Consider the following 17,096-nt stretch of genomic DNA (forward strand, 5'->3'; position numbering starts at 1 on the left):
TAATGCTGTTTAAATTTAATTTTTTATGTCGCAATTGATGTATATGCTAGAGCAGGGATATATCGTACTTTTAGGTATAAGATATTTTTAAGTGAAAGTGTAATGGGTTGTTTTATCGATTTGTCAAGAAATGTTATTGATTTTCTTATACAAATAAAAAGCCCTCTGGAGTAGAGGGCTTTTATAGATATTTAATTTTTAAGCTTCGACAACTTGAACCGCAATTTTTTTAGCTGGATCTACTTTGCGACGAACTTCCGGTACTGGTTCACCGTGGTATTGACGATCAGCAAAGTAACTTGAACGAACCATTGGTGCAGACCAAATATTTCTAAAGCCAAGTTTACGGCCATGTTCTGCATAACGTTCGAACTCTTCTGGTGTTACAAAGCGGTCAATTGGCGCGTGTTGTTTAGAAGGTTGTAAGTATTGACCAATAGTCACATAGTCAACATCGTGAGCACGCAAGTCATCAAGCAATGCAATAACTTCTTCTTCAGTTTCACCGATACCCACCATCAAACCACATTTTGTTGGGATATCAGGGCAATATTCTTTAAACATTTTTAATAAGTTTAAAGAATGTTGATAGTCTGAACCTGGGCGCATTGCTTTATATAGACGTGGCACAGTCTCGATGTTGTGGTTAAATACGTCTGGCGGACATTCAGTCATAATGCGTAAAGCAATATCCATACGTCCGCGGAAATCTGGTACTAAAATCTCAAGCAATGTATTTGGGCTTAGTGCACGAGCTTCTTTGATACAGTCCACAAAGTGTTGTGCACCGCCGTCAAGTAAGTCATCACGGTCAACCGAAGTAATTACTGCATACTTGAGTTTAAGATTAGCAATTGTCTCTGCCATGTGACGAGGTTCATCTGCATCGAGTGCATTTGGACGACCATGTGCTACATCACAGAAAGGGCAACGACGTGTACAAATGTCACCCATGATCATGAATGTTGCTGTACCACCACCAAAACATTCTGGTAGGTTTGGACAAGCAGCTTCTTCACAAACGGTATGGAGTTTTTGAGCACGTAAAGTGGTTTTAATACGCTGAACTTCTTCTGGTGCCGTCATCTTGACACGAATCCAGTCAGGTTTACGCGGCACTTCAACCGTAGGTACAACTTTTACAGGAATTCTTGCGACTTTTTCTGCGCCACGAAGTTTTACACCCTGTTCAGGTTTACGGTGTTCTGACATATTTAACTTTTCCACTCGTTTATAGAGACATTGACATTGTATTATAGCGAACTTCTGCAGTTAATAGCGGAAAATAACTATTCATATAATAAATGTGGTTATTCAGAAATATAGGGTTGAGAAATACATAAATTCACCGCATATTAGCCATAATTTATTATAAAATATGGTCATTCAAGTGAGGAAGGAGCTTTCAATGCCACGTAAAAAAGAGGTCGTTAGTGGGAATTTCGTTAAATACGATGCGGTAGTTCTCGGTTCTGGACCTGCAGGTGAAGGCGCGGCAATGAAGCTTGCAAAAGCGGGTAAGCGTGTTGCAATTGTAGATGTGCGTGATCAACTGGGTGGTAACTGTGCACACGTAGGTACCATTCCAAGTAAAGCATTACGTCAAACAGTTTCTAGTATTATCCGCTATCAGCGCGATCCAATGTTTCAAAAAGTAGGTGAATGGAAACAGTTCACCATGAAACAGGTTTTGCGTAATGCACACAAAGTAATTCAACAACAGGTTGATACGCATACACGTTTTTACGATCGCAATAAAATCGGTGTATTCCACGGCCGTGCATATATTCAAGATAAAAATACAGTTTTAGTTTTTAGCCATGAAGGCATTAAAGAAACAATTATCTGTAAGCAAATCGTGATTGCTACAGGTAGTCGTCCTTATCATCCGCAAGGTTTAGACTTTGATCATCCTCGCGTATTCGATTCGGACAAAATCCTTGATCTTGATTATTCAATTCAAAAAATCATTATTTACGGCGCAGGTGTTATTGGCTGTGAATATGCCTCAATCTTTATTGGTCTAGATCATAAAGTTGACTTGATTAATACTCAGCAAAAATTATTAAGTTATCTAGATGATGAAATTGCTGATGCTTTGTCTTATCACTTACGTGAACAAGGTGTATTGATTCGTCACAATGAGCAAATGGATCATCTGGAAACGTTTGATGACCATGTTGTACTACATTTACAAAGTGGTAAAAAGATTAAAGCCGATGCAATTCTTTGGTGTAACGGCCGTTCAGGTAACACAGAAGGCTTAGGTCTTGAGAATGTTGGGTTAGTACCAAATAACCGTGGTCAACTTTCAGTAAATGACCAATATCAAACTGAAGTTGAAAATATATATGCTGCTGGTGACGTGATTGGTTGGCCATCACTTGCTTCTGCTGCTTATGACCAAGGGCGCTGTGCTGGCGCAAACATGAGTGGTGAAGATGCGAAGCCAGTACGTGATATCCCAACAGGTATTTATACTATTCCGGAAATCTCATCAATTGGTAAAAATGAACAGGAACTAACGGAAGAGAAAATTCCGTATGAAGTAGGTCAAGCTTCTTTCCGTCATTTGGCTCGTGCGCAAATTACCGGTGATACAGTGGGTGAGTTAAAAATTCTTTTCCACCGCGACACTATGGAAATTTTAGGTATTCATTGTTTTGGTAATAACGCTGCCGAAATTATCCACATTGGGCAAGCAGTTATGCACAGCCCAAACAATACTCTGAAATATTTTGTTGAAACAACGTTTAACTATCCAACAATGGCAGAAGCATATCGTGTAGCTGCGCTTAATGGTATGAATCGTTTGTTTTGATTTTAAATAAGTTCTTCATAAAAAAGCCCGCAAACTTGCGGGCTTTTTTATTTTCATTAGACCATAGGTTTTTTATATTTTTATGACAATTTGCAGTATGCGTCTGGCTGTCTATATCTCTAGTGGGCACAAAATGCTTGATTGAAATATACAAATAAATCAGGAGTTTGTTTCCATAAAATGATTGAAGAGGCCAACAGAGTAATCACGAGCAAAGTCATAATTGTTTTCAAAAGTAAGGCATTATGCGTCATGGATAACAGCCTCCTCATTTACAAAGAAATGTACGATTACCCCTAATATACTCAAAGCTATTGAACATAGCCAAATCGCATTGTAATTACCTGTTAAGTCATGGTTAACACCGCCAAGCCAACCGCCAAAGAAAGAACCGACTTGATGGGTGAAAAATACAATGCCACTTAACATTGAAAGGTATTTAACACCAAACATATTTGCCACAATACCGTTGGTGAGCGGAACAGTGGAGAGCCATAAAAGGCCCATAATAATTCCAAAAGCATATACTGTATATGTGCTTAAAGGTAATAGTAAAAAAGCAATAATTGCGATGCCGCGGCTACCGTAAAGTGCCATTAATAATTTAGGTTTTGAGAATCGATCTCCCAGCCAACCCGCCCCATAAGTTCCCACAATATTAAATAATCCTACTAGTGCCAGAAACACAGTACCTGTAGCTGCATCAAAGCCGTGATCGATTAAATAGCCCGGTAGATGAACACCTAAGAAGACCACCTGAAATCCACACACTAAAAAGCCTAAAGCTAACCACCAGAATGGCTTATGTTTTCTAGCAATATTCAGTACTTGTTTAAATGTGAGCTGAGGTTGAGTAATTGCTTTTGGTGTTTGATTGCTTGGCCCTTTTAGCATCCACGCTAGGGGAATGATAAGCGCAATTAACAACGCACTCACCATTAAAGCTGACGACCATCCTACCGTTTTAAGCAAGAGAAGGGTGGACGGTAGCATAATAAACTGACCAAAAGAGCCTGCTGCACTGGCAATACCCATTGCCATACTTCTTTTTTCTGGAGGGGCGGCTCGGCCTACTGCACTCAGTAAAACCGTAAAAGAGGTTGCTGATAAAGCTAAACCAATAATAAGACCTAAGCTTAAATTCAAAATGAGTACACTTGAACTAAAAGCCATTAAAAGTAGGCCTAGGGTATAAAGTAAGCCACCAACAGCAACTACAACTTTACTGCCATATTTATCTGCAATTGCCCCAGTAAAAGGCTGAACAGCTCCCCAGATCAGATTCTGCATGGCTATCGCAAGACTAAAAACATGCTGTCCCCAGCCAAATTCATGGCTCATCGGTACAAGGTAGAGACCGAAACCATGCCGTACACCGAGAGAAAGTGCCAGAATAATTGCACTGCCAATCAGCATATAGATGAGGGACTGAGAAAATTGGTTGCCAGTTTTAGTCATGATTAATGGAAAATTATAATAATGATGATTTATTGTAGAAGATATATCGAAAAATATCGATATAGACAGCAAGAATACTTAAGAAGAATTAAAAAGTAAGTATGAGTTGTATGCTTTTATAAAAAATAAGGGAGTAGAAAAAATCCTGATTTCTACTCCTTGTAAAAATTAAGCAGCAGAGTTACGTTCCCGTAAGGCTTGTTCAAAAAGAATTTGTTCTTTTGCTTTATGTTCTGTTGTAAAGCGAATCAAAATTACACTACAGCCTGCAACTATAACCAGACCACCTAAAATAAACAGGCAAGTTTGAATATCAAGTAAACCTTTAAGCAAGAAACCAGCTGCGACAGCACCCACATTTCCGCCTGCACCAATAATTCCTGCGACACCACCTAATGCATTACGATCAATAAATGGTACGAGAGCATATGTCGCGCCACAAGCCATATGAGTAAACAGGGCAAAAATTGTCATAGAGATGATTGCAAGTGCAACGACATTCATTTGAGAAAAGAGAATTAAGAATAAACCTTCGCCCAAAATCATCAGTACCAGTACTTTCGTGCGGCCATCTAAACCTTTTTTAAGTGCGACTTTATCGGAAATAATACCACCAAGCGCACGAGCAAAGAGTGCAAGAAGGCCAAATATCCCCGCGGTTAAACCAGCAGTTTTTAAATCCATCTTGAACTGATCAACATAGTACATTGCTGCAACGTTATGGATAAAAATTTCAATACCGAAACATGCACCGTAAGCCACAAATAAAATCCAGACACGGTAGTTGCGAGCAGCTTGCATTAAAATAGCCATACCACCTTTTTTACCACTGCCAACTTCAATACCTTGTGCACGGACTTCTTTAAAGTTTCCTTGAGGGCAGTCTTGGGTTAATTTCCAGTAAAGAATGCCGACAATGACCATCATCAAGCCTGGTACGATTAATGCAATACGCCAACCCATAGTTTGCTCAACACCAAACATGACAATTGCGCCAAGTAATAAAGGCATTAAGGCTTGAGTTGCACCGCCACCAGCATTACCCCAACCAGCAGCAGCAGCATTTGCCGTGCCTACAACATTAGGTGCAAACATAACACTTGTATGGTATTGCGTAATAACGAAGCTTGCGCCAATTGCACCAATTAGTAAGCGGAAAAATAAAAAGGATTCATAACTATTGGCAGCAGCAACACCAAATACAGGAATACTGCCAAGCAAGAGAAGGGCTGTATAGGTAATCCTCGGTCCATATTTATCACAAAGCGGACCTACGACAAGTCGTACTAAAATCGTAATTGCAACGGCGGCAATATTAATATTGGCAATCTGGTCTTTGGTTAAGCCGAATTCACCTTTAATCACTGGCATGAGTGGAGCACAGGCAAACCATGCGAAGAAGCACACAAAGAATGCGAGCCATGTCATATGGAAAGCACGCATTGCAGGAGTAGAAAAGCTAAATAATTTTATTTCAGTTGCTTTTTTTGCATCTCGATTGACATTTGAAGACATACGGCGTCCCTCTGAACTGAACGAAATTTTAATTTGCAAGGCGATTTATTGCCTATCTGCAAACCGATCAGAGCGGACATCGTTGGCCGTCTTGGTTTATTCATTGAATCATCGTTGACTCATCTTGCTATGAATAAAGCAAAGCTTGTGCCAAAAAATTAATTTTACTAAAAAGGAAAAATTACTTTCTAATTCTATTGAGTTAGTTTATTAAAAATAAAATTAATTAAAAAAATAGAAATAAATCAGTAAATACTCATAAGAGAGGAGAGTAGTAAATTTTTTCTATTGGCTTCATAAAAGTGCTCATTTTTTTAGCGTTTTGATTTAAAAAGAAGCAAAATCTACAAAAAAGAAAGCTATAAAAACGTGCATAAGTTTTTATAGCTTTGTGTGACACAAAAGTTAGAAGCGGTAACCGATACCGGCATAACCTAAAATCGGATTAATTTCGATATCTGCTTTTGCATTAATTAATTCACCATATTTGGCATCATTGACTGTAATGGTCGTATCCGTTTTTAAGTGAGCATAAGAGACAGAACCAACCGCATACCATTTGTCATTGAAGTCATAGGTGAAACCCAAAGTTGCTACGGGCGCAATTGCATCAGATGCCTCAAGGTCTACTTTAGGATCACCAGAACTTTTTTTACGATCAAGAGCAGCCCCAGCTTTACCATCTTTAATATTCACAATCATATGACCTGCATTGATTAAATCATTTTCAATTTCAGGATTCATTTCCAGTTCACTGAAATAGGCATACATCACACCTAGTCCAACATACGGCCTAAACTTATTTACGCCAGTCTTGCCAAAATGGTACTGAAGTTCAAAAGCTGGTGTCCAGGCACGAGCTGATGCAGCACTTCCATGGGCTTCAAGATCGGTAATAAAAATATTATTTTTAAGCGGTAGGTCTCCGACAATTACACCTAAATCTTCTGGAGTGGCTGTACCCGTAAGAGGGGCATAGATTTTACCTTTACCTTGTAGATCGACTTTAGGTGGAATCCCTGCTTTCACTTCTAATGAAACATTATCTGTAAAGAAATAACTTGTCATTAAACCTAGTGTTGTTACATCATCAGCTTCAAGACCAGTACCAGGATTATCCCAAGAGGAGAGGCCATTAATTACTGCAGAGCCTGCGGTATCTGCTCTTAGATACTGAGCTCCGTCATCACCTTTATAAGATACGATACCAGGCAACCCTAGGTTAAGAAGTGTATTTCTCTCGAAATCTAATACACCTTTGAGTAATGCCTTTTTAGCTGTTGCATTTGGTTGTGATTCATCAATGGAATTTAATACTGAATCACCTTTTACATCTCCTACTCTTGTTTTTGTTCCTTCTGCGATTGCAGTATTTACATGTAAAGGCTGAGCCTTTCCTGTTGGTTTGACATATAAAGGACCAGCAGAGACAGAAAAACGTTTGAAGCCATCGCCATCTTTTAAACTAAAATATGGAGATGCAGCGTAAGTGGCTGTTGGCAGAGCAAAAAAGGCTGCTGTCATACAAAATAATGACTTTTTCATCATAAAAGGACTCCATGTCCGGCATTTGTTTACTGATTTTTATTGAGCCCACCATACCGTGTTTTAATAAAATGATTGTGTATTAAAAATTAATAATTGTAATTTTTTTGAAATATTTGTTTATATTTAGAAAGATTTGTTAATAAAAAATACATAATAAGTAATAAAAGGCTACATAAAGTAGCCTTTTATTTAAGATTTTTTAAATTATTGGTTGAAGCGAGATAAGTCTTCTTCAGGACGAGCAGTTAAGACTTCAATCCCTGTTTGGGTGACTAAAATAGTATGTTCATATTGAGCTGAAAGTTTATGGTCTTTCGTTACGACAGTCCATTTGTCACCTAACAATTTAGTTTGCCATACACCTGCATTTACCATAGGTTCAATCGTAAAAGTCATACCCGCTTCAAGACGCATACCTGTACCAGCTTGACCATAGTGTAATACTTGAGGTTCATCATGGAAAACGGTTCCAATACCGTGACCACAATATTCTCGTACTACGCTAAAACGTTCTGATTCGACATACTTCTGGATTGCGTGGCCGATATCGCCTAAATATGAACCATCTCTAACGGTTGCCATCCCGCGATACATCGCTTCTTGAGCAACTTTACATAGACGGTTTGCTAAAATAGAAGTTTCACCACCCACGATATACATCATGTTGGTGTCGCCGTGATAACCATCTTTAATGACAGTGACGTCAATATTAAGGATGTCACCATTTTTTAAAATTTTATTTTCAGAGGGAATACCATGACAGACAACATGGTTAACCGAAGTACAAATAGAGTGTTGAAAAGCAGGGCGCCCAGGAGCTCCACCATAGCCTACACATGCAGGAATAGCATGCTGCACATTTTCAATGTGATTACGACAAATGGTATCAAGTTCAAGTGTACTTACACCTGCCTTAATATGGGGCTTGATCATCTCTAGAACTTCAGCCGCCAGTCGTCCTGCAATGCGCATTTTTTCAATTTCATCTGGAGTTTTGATTAATCGACGTGGAGCTGTATAAGTACTGTTCATGATCTCTAAAAACTTTTGGTAATTTACAAGCGTCTATGGTATAAATAGCCGCCCATTTTATCAAATGCTTTTCGTGAATATCTTTTACGAACAATTTTGATAGATGGAGTAAAAAATCCGCACATATATCGTCACATTACTCTGGGTGCCCGTAAAAAGGTGGAGAATGCGGATATATGGAGGCCTAACCCAACTTTTAAGGTAAAGAAAATGGCAGATTACAACGTAAGCATGCGCGACCTTCTTCAAGCAGGTGCGCACTTTGGTCACCAAACTCGTTTCTGGAACCCAAAAATGCGTCAATACATTTTTGGCGCGCGCAACAAAATTCACATCATCAACCTTGAGCACACTGTTCCTGCGTTAAATGATGCTTTGAACTTCGCTAACCAATTAGCAAGCAAAAAGAACAAAGTTTTGTTCGTTGGTACAAAACGTGCTGCTTCTAACATCATCCGTGAACAAGCTCAACGCGCTGGTCAACCATATGTAGATCACCGTTGGTTAGGTGGTATGTTGACGAACTGGAAAACACTTCGCCAATCTATCAACCGTTTAAAAGATCTTCAAACTCAATCTCAAGATGGTACTTTTGCTAAGCTTACTAAACGTGAAGCTTTAGAACGTGCTCGTGAGATGGAAAAACTTGAGCGCTCTTTAGGCGGCGTTAAAAACATGGGTGGTTTACCTGACGCATTATTTGTAATCGACGTTGATCACGAAGCGATTGCAATCAAAGAAGCGAAGAACTTAGGTATTCCTGTTATCGGTATCGTTGATACAAACTCTAACCCAGATAACGTTGATTACGTTATTCCTGGTAACGACGATGCGATCCGTGCAGTAACTCTATATGCTTCAGCTATGGCTGACGCAATTCTTGCTGGTAAAGAATACGCTCAATCTCAAGCGAACGCTCAAGCAAAAGGCGATGACGCTGCGAAAGACGCTTCTGAGGCTTAATGCGTTTTGACGCAGGCTTGTCATTTTTGCGACATGTAATGGTGGCAAATTAAGCGTCGAGAGTGCAAACGGCCCAGAGTTTCTTTGGGCCGTTTTTGTTGAAAAGATTTATTTTCTACCGATTTTAGGAGATCAACATGACTGCAATTACTGCAAGCATGGTAAAAGAATTACGTGACCGTACTGGTCTTGCAATGATGGAATGCAAAAAAGCATTAACAGAAGCGAACGGTGACATCGAGCTTGCTATTGATAACCTTCGTAAATCTGGTCAAGCTAAAGCTGCTAAAAAAGCTGGTAACATTGCTGCTGACGGTGCTATCACAATCGTTCAAGAAGGCAACAAAGCAATTTTAGTTGAAGTTAACTGTCAAACTGACTTCGTTGCTAAAGACGAAAACTTCTCTAACTTCTCAAAAGCTGTTGCTACTGCTGCTTTAGCGGCTGGTGAAACTGATGCTGCTAAAATCGCTGAATTAAAATTAGCAGACGGTCAATCAGTTGAAGAAGCTCGTATTGCACTTGTTCAAAAAATCGGTGAAAACATCCAAGTTCGTCGCGCGAAAATCGTTGAAGGCGAAAACTTGGCTATCTACAAACACGGTTTAAAAATCGGTGTTGTAGTTTCTTATACTGGTGATGCTGATACTGGTAAAGGTATTGCAATGCACGTTGCTGCATTCAACCCAGTAGCTGTAAATGCTGAAGCTGTTCCTGCTGACCTTATCGCTAAAGAAAAAGAAATTGCTGAAGCGAAAGCGTTAGAATCTGGTAAACCAGCTAACATCGTTGAGAAAATGGTAACTGGTTCAGTTGATAAATACTTGAACGAAGTTGCTCTTGATCGTCAAATGTATGTAATCGACAACGACAAGAAAGTTGCGGATGTATTAAAAGCAACTGGTACTACTGTTGCTGAATTCGTACGTTTCGAAGTTGGTGAAGGTATTGAGAAGAAAGCAGAACTTAGCTTCGCTGAAGAAGTTGCTGCTGCTCAAGCTGCTGCGAAGTAATTCGTATCACAATAAAAAAAGCCCCATTGGGGCTTTTTTTATCTCAGTTAAAATAAGGGTATACAATGACAAATAAAAAAAATCTCAGTATTGGTGGTGTGATTATTTTATTGATTGCTGCGTATTTTGGTCTAGATTTATCTGGGCATAAGCAAAGTCAATCACCATCATCAACTATACCCGCAGCTCAGCGTAATGAAACTACACTTTCAAATAATGGGGTGGACACTGTAAAAGCTGCTTATGAGCAGAGACAAAGTAATGTTCAAGTGCAGGGAAGTGGTCGAGTCAAAGCAATTTTAAGAGACGATAATGATGGGTCAAGACACCAGAAATTCATTCTAGTGTTAAAAAATGGTCTTTCAATTTTGGTTGCACATAATATCGATTTGGCACCTAAAATTTCTAATCTAAATAAAGGTGACATCGTTGAGTTTTATGGCGAATATGAATATAACCCAAAAGGTGGTGTACTACATTGGACTCATCACGATCCACAAGGTCGTCATGAAGGTGGATGGCTTAAACATGACGGACAGATCTATCAATAAAGCCCAAGTGAACGTTTAATCAGATTATTTTCATAGAGCAATTTTGTTCTATTCAGTTTGTTAAAACATGCTATGGTTTTTTTATTGAATAGATGAGACGTATTTATGCAGCGGGAGCAAGCCGATTATCTGCATGTGCGAGAGTTGGGCGGTTTAGAGTTATTAAAAGCACATTATCACCAAACACAATTTTCAAAGCATACTCATGAAGGGTACTGTATTGGTGTGATTGAAGAAGGAGCACAGTCTTTTTTTAGGACGGGACAGCTACATGTAGCTCCTAAAGGCGATATTATTTTAGTTAATGCTGACGAGATTCATACGGGTTCATCGGCTGTTGAATCAGGGTGGCGTTATCGAGCGATCTATCCAACACCTGAAATGTTAGCAGAAGTTAGCCAAGATTTTTTTGAAAATCCACATGGCGCACCATGGTTTCCTCAAGCCGTGATTCGCGACCTAGGTTTGGCTCAACAGCTTTGCTTACTTTTTGATTTATTAGAACAAAAAGATAATTTCCTGCTCAAAGAAACGATGTATTTAACAACTTTAGCTTGTCTGATGAAGAGGCATAGTAAATCAAATCATACTTTTTGTGATTTGCCAGAAGCATATTCAAAAATATTAAGAATTAAAGAATTGCTCGTAGAAATGCCTGAAACCAACTTTTCTTTACAAGACTTGGCTGACATGGTCGGCTTGAGCGCTTGGCATTTCTTAAGGCAATTTAAAAAATATGTGGGCTTGCCACCTCATGCTTGGCTTGTACAAGCACGTTTACAAAAAGCAAGACAGTTATTAAAACAGGGGGACCAAATTGCCATGGTGGCACAACAATGTGGTTTTTCTGACCAAAGCCATTTTAACCGTCACTTTAAAAAAGCAATGGGCGTCACACCCACTCAATATGTAGCAAGTTTGAACATATAAATAAATTAGTTTTAAAGCAATTTTATCCAATATAAGTCGGCACTCATCAAGCATGGTATAGAGATGTTACTTATATTGGATTTTATATATGAATATTCAGCTTAATCAGCCAGTTGGGTTTTCAAAAAATAAGCCATCCTATTTATTTTTACGTGGTGCAATGGATATTTTGCCCTTGTCAATTTCTGTTATTCCGTGGGCAATCTTAGCGGGATCTATGGCAATTCATGCAGGATTATCTTTCTATAAAGCACTAGCAATGTCTGGACTCGTCTTTGCTGGAGCTGCTCAGTTGGTTAGCTTAAGCATGGCTATGGAAGGAGCATCTGTTTTTACAATTTATTTGACTATTTTCTTTTTAACGGCTCAGCATTTTATTTATGCATTAACTTTAAGAAATGACATTTCTATTTTGTCCCTACCTAAACGATTGAGTTTAGGCTTTTTATTAACAGATGAATTGTTTGCGGTGAGTGCTCCATTTGAAAAAAGAAGTTCGGAATATCTGCTCGGAGCTGGACTGTGTTTTTATTTATTTTGGGTTGCTTTTAGCTTGGTGGGAATACTGCTGGCGACAGTGATACCTGATCTTTTAAATTACCATTTGGATTTTTCGATCGTTGCTATTTTTATTGCCATGATTGTGCCTTTATGTAAAGGATTTCCGGTCATAGCTGGTGTGCTAACAACTTGTTTAAGTGGTTTTTTATTTAAATTTTATCAAATTGAGGGGGCGATTTTACTTTCAGGATTAATGGGAATGTTAATTGCTGTTTTAACTGAAAAAATAGGTAAGGAGCAATAATATGTCTTGGTTTATGATTTTAGGCTTGGCAGCAATCGTCTTTTTTAATCGCTATTATTTTTTAGAACCTCAAGTAAAAATTAAACTGCCGCTTATTCTGAATAAGATGCTTAACTATTCTGCACCTTGTTTGTTAACTGCAATCTGTATTCCAGTTATTTTTTTCGATGGTGACCATTTAAGAGGTGTGATAAATAATTCTTATATTTATGCAGCAATATTTTGTATTGTAATCGCTATTTACCTAAAAAAAGTTCTTTTAAGTGTGATAGCAAGTTTAGGATTTTTTTATTTTATAAATTTTCTAATCAATTACTAACATGCAAAAGCTGAATCGAAAGGATTCAGCTTTAAATTCATCTTTAAGCAAGAGCTTGTTTTTGTCTGCTTTTCCATTTAGGTAAGATTTTTGAGAGATAAGCATCCATACACCAAACTGGTCCAATCAATAGGAATTGTAAATCTTTAAAGAAAGACGGTTTTTTGCCTTCGACTTTATGTCCGTAAAATTGTCCAACCCAAGCAATCACAAAAATAGCGATATAAAATCCGACTCCTACAGGTAGGGTGTAAATGAGCCATGCCATAACAACAAGTAAGGCAGCCATTGCAACAGCAAGTACAAGATCTAAACGTGCATAAAATACTAAGGTCAACACAAGTAATAAAGCAGTAAGCAATGTGCTGAAATGCGCAATGATTCCAATAATAGAAAATAAAATGGCGGGAACGCAAAGCCAGTGAATTTGTTTATTGGTTGGATTTTGATGACTTTCGCTATATTCATCAAACCATTCAGTAATGGATTTCATTGGTAGCACACTCCTTGTTTTAACTTCGATTTATTTTTGTGAGTATATTTTAGCCTGTTCTTGAGGATCTCGACAAGAAACTAACACTATTCAACTATAGGGAACATTGCATTAAAAAAACCGAAGAAAGGGCAAACGAAAAAATAATGTGACTGTGATTGAAAAGGTGGTCAATTCGACCTCAAGAATGATGCAATTTTTTATAATATTTTTTCTGTGTTGCTAAATGATGAAATCATCTAAAAAAGGGTAATTTTGAGATTGATGGGAAAATTATATGAAAAAGCTCTACTCATCTACTCTAAAAACGCCATAAATAGCCTTTATTTTGGAAAAATGGTACTAGGGTAGCGCAAATTTAATAAAGTCGCTCTAAGCGCAAATTAGAGATGAAATTGACTTATACTAAATAAGCATAGCTTTTTGTTTAAAAAATATTCAAATTCGGAGTTAGATAAGGGTTAAAAAAAGAGGATTTTTTAACTTTAAGTTAGGCATCATTTTAATAACTTAAAATATAAAAAAGCCGCAAAAAAAATTGCGGCTTTTTACATGAACTCGAGAGGCTATAACTTATGAAGTTGGGCCATCAACACGCTCAATATTTACTTTAGCTGTTCCAGCATTGGTAATACCAAGACGTTTAGCTGCTCCGTATGATAGGTCAAGTACACGGTTGCCATGGAAAGGACCACGGTCATTTACTTTTACAACCACACTTTTACCATTGTCTTTATTCGTTACTCGAATGTAACAGTTCAACGGTAGGCTACGGTGAGCAGCAGTTAAAGCATTCATGTCGAATGTTTCACCACTTGCAGTTTTACGACCATGGAATTGGCGGCCATACCAAGATGCCATACCAGTTTGGCTAAACTTACGAACAGTGTTTGAAGCTACTGTGTTAAGTTTTTCAATCACTGAAGGCTCATCTTCAGGGATTTCAATTTTTGCTGCGATAGCTTGACGACGGATTTGATCGCCAGAACGTTCAGTGATTGAAAGACTGTTAATGTTAGAAAAACGAGAATTAAAGTTTTGAGTATCTTTACTCAATACACGTGCTGCTAGATTAGGACCATCTACATCACTGTTTAATGATGATGACTGCACCATTTCAGCGTGCAGTGGGGCCATACTTAAACTAGCCGTCAGTGCAAGAACGTATTTCAGCGATAACTGCATTTGTATAAACTCCTGAGAACATGTACTTTTTTCTTTCAGCCATTGACTGAAATTTAAAGTGAACATGCCTTATTATTCACTTTTGCAATTGCTATATTGGGGTGGATAATATTCATCGCTTACGGAGAGTGTCTAGTCTTTAACGAGAAATCTTTACAAAAAGGGTAAAAACTTACAGTTTTAGGTTAAAAAATAATCAATAATGTAACAAGTTATTAAAAATGTATGTATTGTGATCTATTTAACAAAAATATTTATTGACTTTTACATAAAGTGCAAAAAAGCTAGCCTATCGGCTAGCTACTTCGGTGCCTAATAACCATACAGCAGTAGCGTACATGCGGCTCTTGTTATAAGTCGTAATCACTTGAAAATTCGGGTAAGTTAAATAGTAAATTGGACCGTTATAGTCTTGTAATTGAATAACATTCACCATATCGAGATCATCAATTTTAACTAAAGGATTCAATGGAGAAATACCGAGTGTCTTTAATGCACCATATGGGAAAGGTTGAGTTAAATCTTTGGCAATAATGCTTTCCGGATTTGACCCAGTGTAACGTGCCATAAACCCAATCGGTTGATCTCGTTGCCAACCTTGTTTTGCTAAATAGTTTGCAATTGATCCGATTGCATCTTCTGCTGAATTTCTTAAGTCGATATGTCCATTACCGTCATAATCCACCCCATATTTACTAATATTGCTTGGCATAAATTGTGGATAGCCAATCGCCCCAGCATAGGAACCTACAATACTATTTGTTGGGTAGCCTTCTTTATAAGTCCATGCAATAAGAGCAGCTAGCTCATCACCAAAATATTCAGCACGGCGAGGGTAGCCAAAAGCAAGTGTGGCCAAGGCATCACGTGTAATAAAAGAACCTTTATTTGCGCCATAACCTGTCTCAACACCCAAAATACCTAAAATGACAGATTGAGGTACACCATATTGTTGCTCTGCACGATTTAAAGCATCTGCATATTGATTTTTAAAACGGACACCGCGTTGAATTGTTCCTTCAACCAAAAACATAGAACGATAGTCATACCAAGGCTTACTTTCACCTGGGCGAGTCATAATATTTAGAATGTTTGGTAAATTTTTTGCACCACTCATGGCTGCATCGACTTGGGCGCTACTTAAACCATAAGCGTTCATGGTCTTTTGTTTAAAATTCAAATAATCAGGATGTGTGGCAAAATCGTTGGCCTGAGCGAAATGACTTGTACTGATTAGACCAGTACACAAAGCGAGCATTTTTAAAGTTTTATTTAAGTGTTGAGACAACATATCGTTTTAAAATTCCAGATTATCGATGTGTATGAATGGACATGACTAAACCAAAAGTGGCCATTAAAGTAATAATAGCTGTTCCACCATAACTCATAAAAGGTAAAGGAACACCTACTACAGGTAAAATACCACTGACCATTCCCGCATTTACAAATACATAAACAAAAAAAGACAAACCAAAGGCGCCAGCAACTAAACGTCCATAGTTATGGAAGCTTTGTAAACCGATCTGGAATGTTCTAAAAATAATAGCAAAATAAAGAATTACTAAAATTAGTACACCAATAAGCCCAAATTCTTCGGAATACGCAGCAATAATAAAGTCAGTATGTCCTTCGGGTAAAAAGTGTAAGTGAGATTGTGTACCTTCGAGGAAACCTTTACCTGAAAAACCACCAGAACCAATTGCAGTTTTAGATTGAATAATATTCCAGCCCGTACCGAGTGCATCTGCCTCGGGGTCAAGTAAAGTTAAAACCCTTTGACGTTGATAGTCGTGTAAAAGAAATTCCCACGCAATCGGAATTATTATTGCTGCACATGCCACTGCAGCTCCAATCATCCGCCATGATAGTCCACTTAAAAATAAGACAAATATACCGCTTGCCAAGACTAAAAGTGATGTCCCTAAATCTGGTTGTTCTGCAATCAGTAAAAAAGGAATACCAATTAACATTAATGATAAAACAACTTGTGAAAAACTAGGGGGAAGAGGTTTTCGTGCTAAAAACCATGCAATCATCATTGGCATGCCGATTTTCATGAACTCACTGGGTTGGACACTTCCGAAACCGGGAATATCAATCCAGCGCTGAGCACCCATTCGGACTTCACCGAATATCATAACTGCCACAAGCGAAAATAGGCCAAACAAATAAAAGTAGGGGGAAAATGCTTGATAGACCTTAGGCGGAATTTGGGCTAGACCAAACATCACTAAAAAGCCAATACCAAAACTCATGGCTTGTTTACTGACTAACCCTACATCTTGTGCCGAAGCACTATATAGTACGGTTAAACCTAAGAGCGCATTTAACAGCAAAAATAGACATAACCAAGGGTCAATGTGGAGTTGTTGCCACTTAGATGGTTGCATAGCGGTGCTAAGACCATCTCGAGGAGCTTGGCGTAAAAACTTATATTGTGGGCTAGGAGACATGCGGTGTTAA

At 38.2% G+C, this 17,096-nt stretch carries 16 protein-coding genes; 7 read left to right on the forward strand and 9 right to left on the reverse strand.

Annotation, left to right across the window (positions count from 1 at the left end):
• Nucleotides 1–198: 198 nt before the first annotated feature.
• Nucleotides 199–1,212, reverse strand: coding sequence for a lipoyl synthase (gene lipA / locus KTJ10_RS05485; RefSeq protein ID WP_002118167.1), 1,014 nt, complete (start codon nt 1,210–1,212; stop codon nt 199–201).
• Between the two features lie 196 nt (nt 1,213–1,408).
• On the opposite strand from lipA, the gene sthA reads away from it, so the two are divergent.
• Nucleotides 1,409–2,821, forward strand: a complete 1,413-nt coding sequence (sthA, locus tag KTJ10_RS05490; protein ID WP_002118117.1) for a Si-specific NAD(P)(+) transhydrogenase — start codon at nt 1,409–1,411, stop codon at nt 2,819–2,821.
• A 243-nt stretch (nt 2,822–3,064) separates the two neighbouring features.
• On the opposite strand, the gene KTJ10_RS05495 is transcribed toward sthA, so the two are convergent.
• The 4 genes from KTJ10_RS05495 to map all read right to left on the reverse strand — a co-directional run bounded on the left by KTJ10_RS05495 (nt 3,065) and on the right by map (nt 8,374).
• Complete coding sequence (locus KTJ10_RS05495) at nt 3,065–4,279, reverse strand: MFS transporter (RefSeq protein ID WP_262441535.1); 1,215 nt, start codon at nt 4,277–4,279, stop codon at nt 3,065–3,067.
• A gap of 168 nt (nt 4,280–4,447) precedes the next feature.
• Complete coding sequence (locus KTJ10_RS05500) at nt 4,448–5,794, reverse strand: MFS transporter (protein WP_262441536.1); 1,347 nt, start codon at nt 5,792–5,794, stop codon at nt 4,448–4,450.
• 405 nt (nt 5,795–6,199) lie between these two features.
• Complete coding sequence (locus KTJ10_RS05505) at nt 6,200–7,342, reverse strand: OmpW/AlkL family protein (RefSeq protein ID WP_262441537.1); 1,143 nt, start codon at nt 7,340–7,342, stop codon at nt 6,200–6,202.
• Between the two features lie 204 nt (nt 7,343–7,546).
• Nucleotides 7,547–8,374, reverse strand: coding sequence for a type I methionyl aminopeptidase (gene map / locus KTJ10_RS05510; protein ID WP_032004590.1), 828 nt, complete (start codon nt 8,372–8,374; stop codon nt 7,547–7,549).
• Nucleotides 8,375–8,584: 210 nt separating this feature from the next.
• Between map and rpsB the strand changes: the two genes are divergently transcribed.
• The 6 genes from rpsB to KTJ10_RS05540 all read left to right on the forward strand — a co-directional run bounded on the left by rpsB (nt 8,585) and on the right by KTJ10_RS05540 (nt 12,955).
• On the forward strand, nt 8,585–9,337 hold the full coding sequence (gene rpsB, locus KTJ10_RS05515) for a 30S ribosomal protein S2 (protein ID WP_002118204.1): 753 nt from the start codon (nt 8,585–8,587) through the stop codon (nt 9,335–9,337).
• A gap of 137 nt (nt 9,338–9,474) precedes the next feature.
• A complete protein-coding gene (gene tsf, locus KTJ10_RS05520) occupies nt 9,475–10,350 on the forward strand; it encodes a translation elongation factor Ts (protein WP_002118238.1) in 876 nt (291 codons plus the stop codon).
• A 65-nt stretch (nt 10,351–10,415) separates the two neighbouring features.
• Nucleotides 10,416–10,901 carry a DUF3465 domain-containing protein gene (locus KTJ10_RS05525; protein WP_057070211.1) on the forward strand — a complete coding sequence of 162 codons (486 nt, stop codon included), beginning with the start codon at nt 10,416–10,418 and terminating at the stop codon, nt 10,899–10,901.
• Between the two features lie 105 nt (nt 10,902–11,006).
• Nucleotides 11,007–11,831, forward strand: a complete 825-nt coding sequence (locus KTJ10_RS05530; protein ID WP_086265824.1) for a helix-turn-helix transcriptional regulator — start codon at nt 11,007–11,009, stop codon at nt 11,829–11,831.
• A gap of 88 nt (nt 11,832–11,919) precedes the next feature.
• A complete protein-coding gene (locus tag KTJ10_RS05535) occupies nt 11,920–12,636 on the forward strand; it encodes an AzlC family ABC transporter permease (protein ID WP_078225149.1) in 717 nt (238 codons plus the stop codon).
• 1 nt (nt 12,637) lies between these two features.
• Nucleotides 12,638–12,955 carry an AzlD domain-containing protein gene (locus tag KTJ10_RS05540; RefSeq protein WP_086265825.1) on the forward strand — a complete coding sequence of 106 codons (318 nt, stop codon included), beginning with the start codon at nt 12,638–12,640 and terminating at the stop codon, nt 12,953–12,955.
• A 43-nt stretch (nt 12,956–12,998) separates the two neighbouring features.
• On the opposite strand, the gene KTJ10_RS05545 is transcribed toward KTJ10_RS05540, so the two are convergent.
• The 4 genes from KTJ10_RS05545 to rodA form a co-directional block, all read right to left on the reverse strand.
• Entirely contained in the window at nt 12,999–13,448 is a 450-nt protein-coding gene (locus KTJ10_RS05545; protein WP_002118194.1) for a DUF962 domain-containing protein, read from the reverse strand.
• Nucleotides 13,449–14,021: 573 nt separating this feature from the next.
• Entirely contained in the window at nt 14,022–14,633 is a 612-nt protein-coding gene (locus tag KTJ10_RS05550) for a septal ring lytic transglycosylase RlpA family protein (RefSeq protein WP_002118141.1), read from the reverse strand.
• Between the two features lie 289 nt (nt 14,634–14,922).
• On the reverse strand, nt 14,923–15,924 hold the full coding sequence (mltB, locus tag KTJ10_RS05555) for a lytic murein transglycosylase B (protein WP_262441538.1): 1,002 nt from the start codon (nt 15,922–15,924) through the stop codon (nt 14,923–14,925).
• A gap of 19 nt (nt 15,925–15,943) precedes the next feature.
• Complete coding sequence (gene rodA / locus KTJ10_RS05560; protein ID WP_262441539.1) at nt 15,944–17,086, reverse strand: rod shape-determining protein RodA; 1,143 nt, start codon at nt 17,084–17,086, stop codon at nt 15,944–15,946.
• Nucleotides 17,087–17,096 lie beyond the last annotated feature (10 nt).

The organism is Acinetobacter sp. WU_MDCI_Abxc222, from assembly GCF_025514755.1.
In the GTDB taxonomy this organism is placed as follows: Bacteria; Pseudomonadota; Gammaproteobacteria; order Pseudomonadales; family Moraxellaceae; genus Acinetobacter; species Acinetobacter geminorum.

Bases quoted from the DNA above. Each gene is read 5' to 3' on its own strand.
- lipA (WP_002118167.1), bottom strand. From the start codon at position 1,212: ATGTCAGAACACCGTAAACCTGAACAGGGTGTAAAACTTCGTGGCGCA.
- sthA (WP_002118117.1), top strand. From the start codon at position 1,409: ATGCCACGTAAAAAAGAGGTCGTTAGTGGGAATTTCGTTAAATACGAT.
- KTJ10_RS05495 (WP_262441535.1), bottom strand. From the start codon at position 4,279: ATGACTAAAACTGGCAACCAATTTTCTCAGTCCCTCATCTATATGCTG.
- KTJ10_RS05500 (WP_262441536.1), bottom strand. From the start codon at position 5,794: ATGTCTTCAAATGTCAATCGAGATGCAAAAAAAGCAACTGAAATAAAA.
- KTJ10_RS05505 (WP_262441537.1), bottom strand. From the start codon at position 7,342: ATGATGAAAAAGTCATTATTTTGTATGACAGCAGCCTTTTTTGCTCTG.
- map (WP_032004590.1), bottom strand. From the start codon at position 8,374: ATGAACAGTACTTATACAGCTCCACGTCGATTAATCAAAACTCCAGAT.
- rpsB (WP_002118204.1), top strand. From the start codon at position 8,585: ATGGCAGATTACAACGTAAGCATGCGCGACCTTCTTCAAGCAGGTGCG.
- tsf (WP_002118238.1), top strand. From the start codon at position 9,475: ATGACTGCAATTACTGCAAGCATGGTAAAAGAATTACGTGACCGTACT.
- KTJ10_RS05525 (WP_057070211.1), top strand. From the start codon at position 10,416: ATGACAAATAAAAAAAATCTCAGTATTGGTGGTGTGATTATTTTATTG.
- KTJ10_RS05530 (WP_086265824.1), top strand. From the start codon at position 11,007: ATGCAGCGGGAGCAAGCCGATTATCTGCATGTGCGAGAGTTGGGCGGT.
- KTJ10_RS05535 (WP_078225149.1), top strand. From the start codon at position 11,920: ATGAATATTCAGCTTAATCAGCCAGTTGGGTTTTCAAAAAATAAGCCA.
- KTJ10_RS05540 (WP_086265825.1), top strand. From the start codon at position 12,638: ATGTCTTGGTTTATGATTTTAGGCTTGGCAGCAATCGTCTTTTTTAAT.
- KTJ10_RS05545 (WP_002118194.1), bottom strand. From the start codon at position 13,448: ATGAAATCCATTACTGAATGGTTTGATGAATATAGCGAAAGTCATCAA.
- KTJ10_RS05550 (WP_002118141.1), bottom strand. From the start codon at position 14,633: ATGCAGTTATCGCTGAAATACGTTCTTGCACTGACGGCTAGTTTAAGT.
- mltB (WP_262441538.1), bottom strand. From the start codon at position 15,924: ATGTTGTCTCAACACTTAAATAAAACTTTAAAAATGCTCGCTTTGTGT.
- rodA (WP_262441539.1), bottom strand. From the start codon at position 17,086: ATGTCTCCTAGCCCACAATATAAGTTTTTACGCCAAGCTCCTCGAGAT.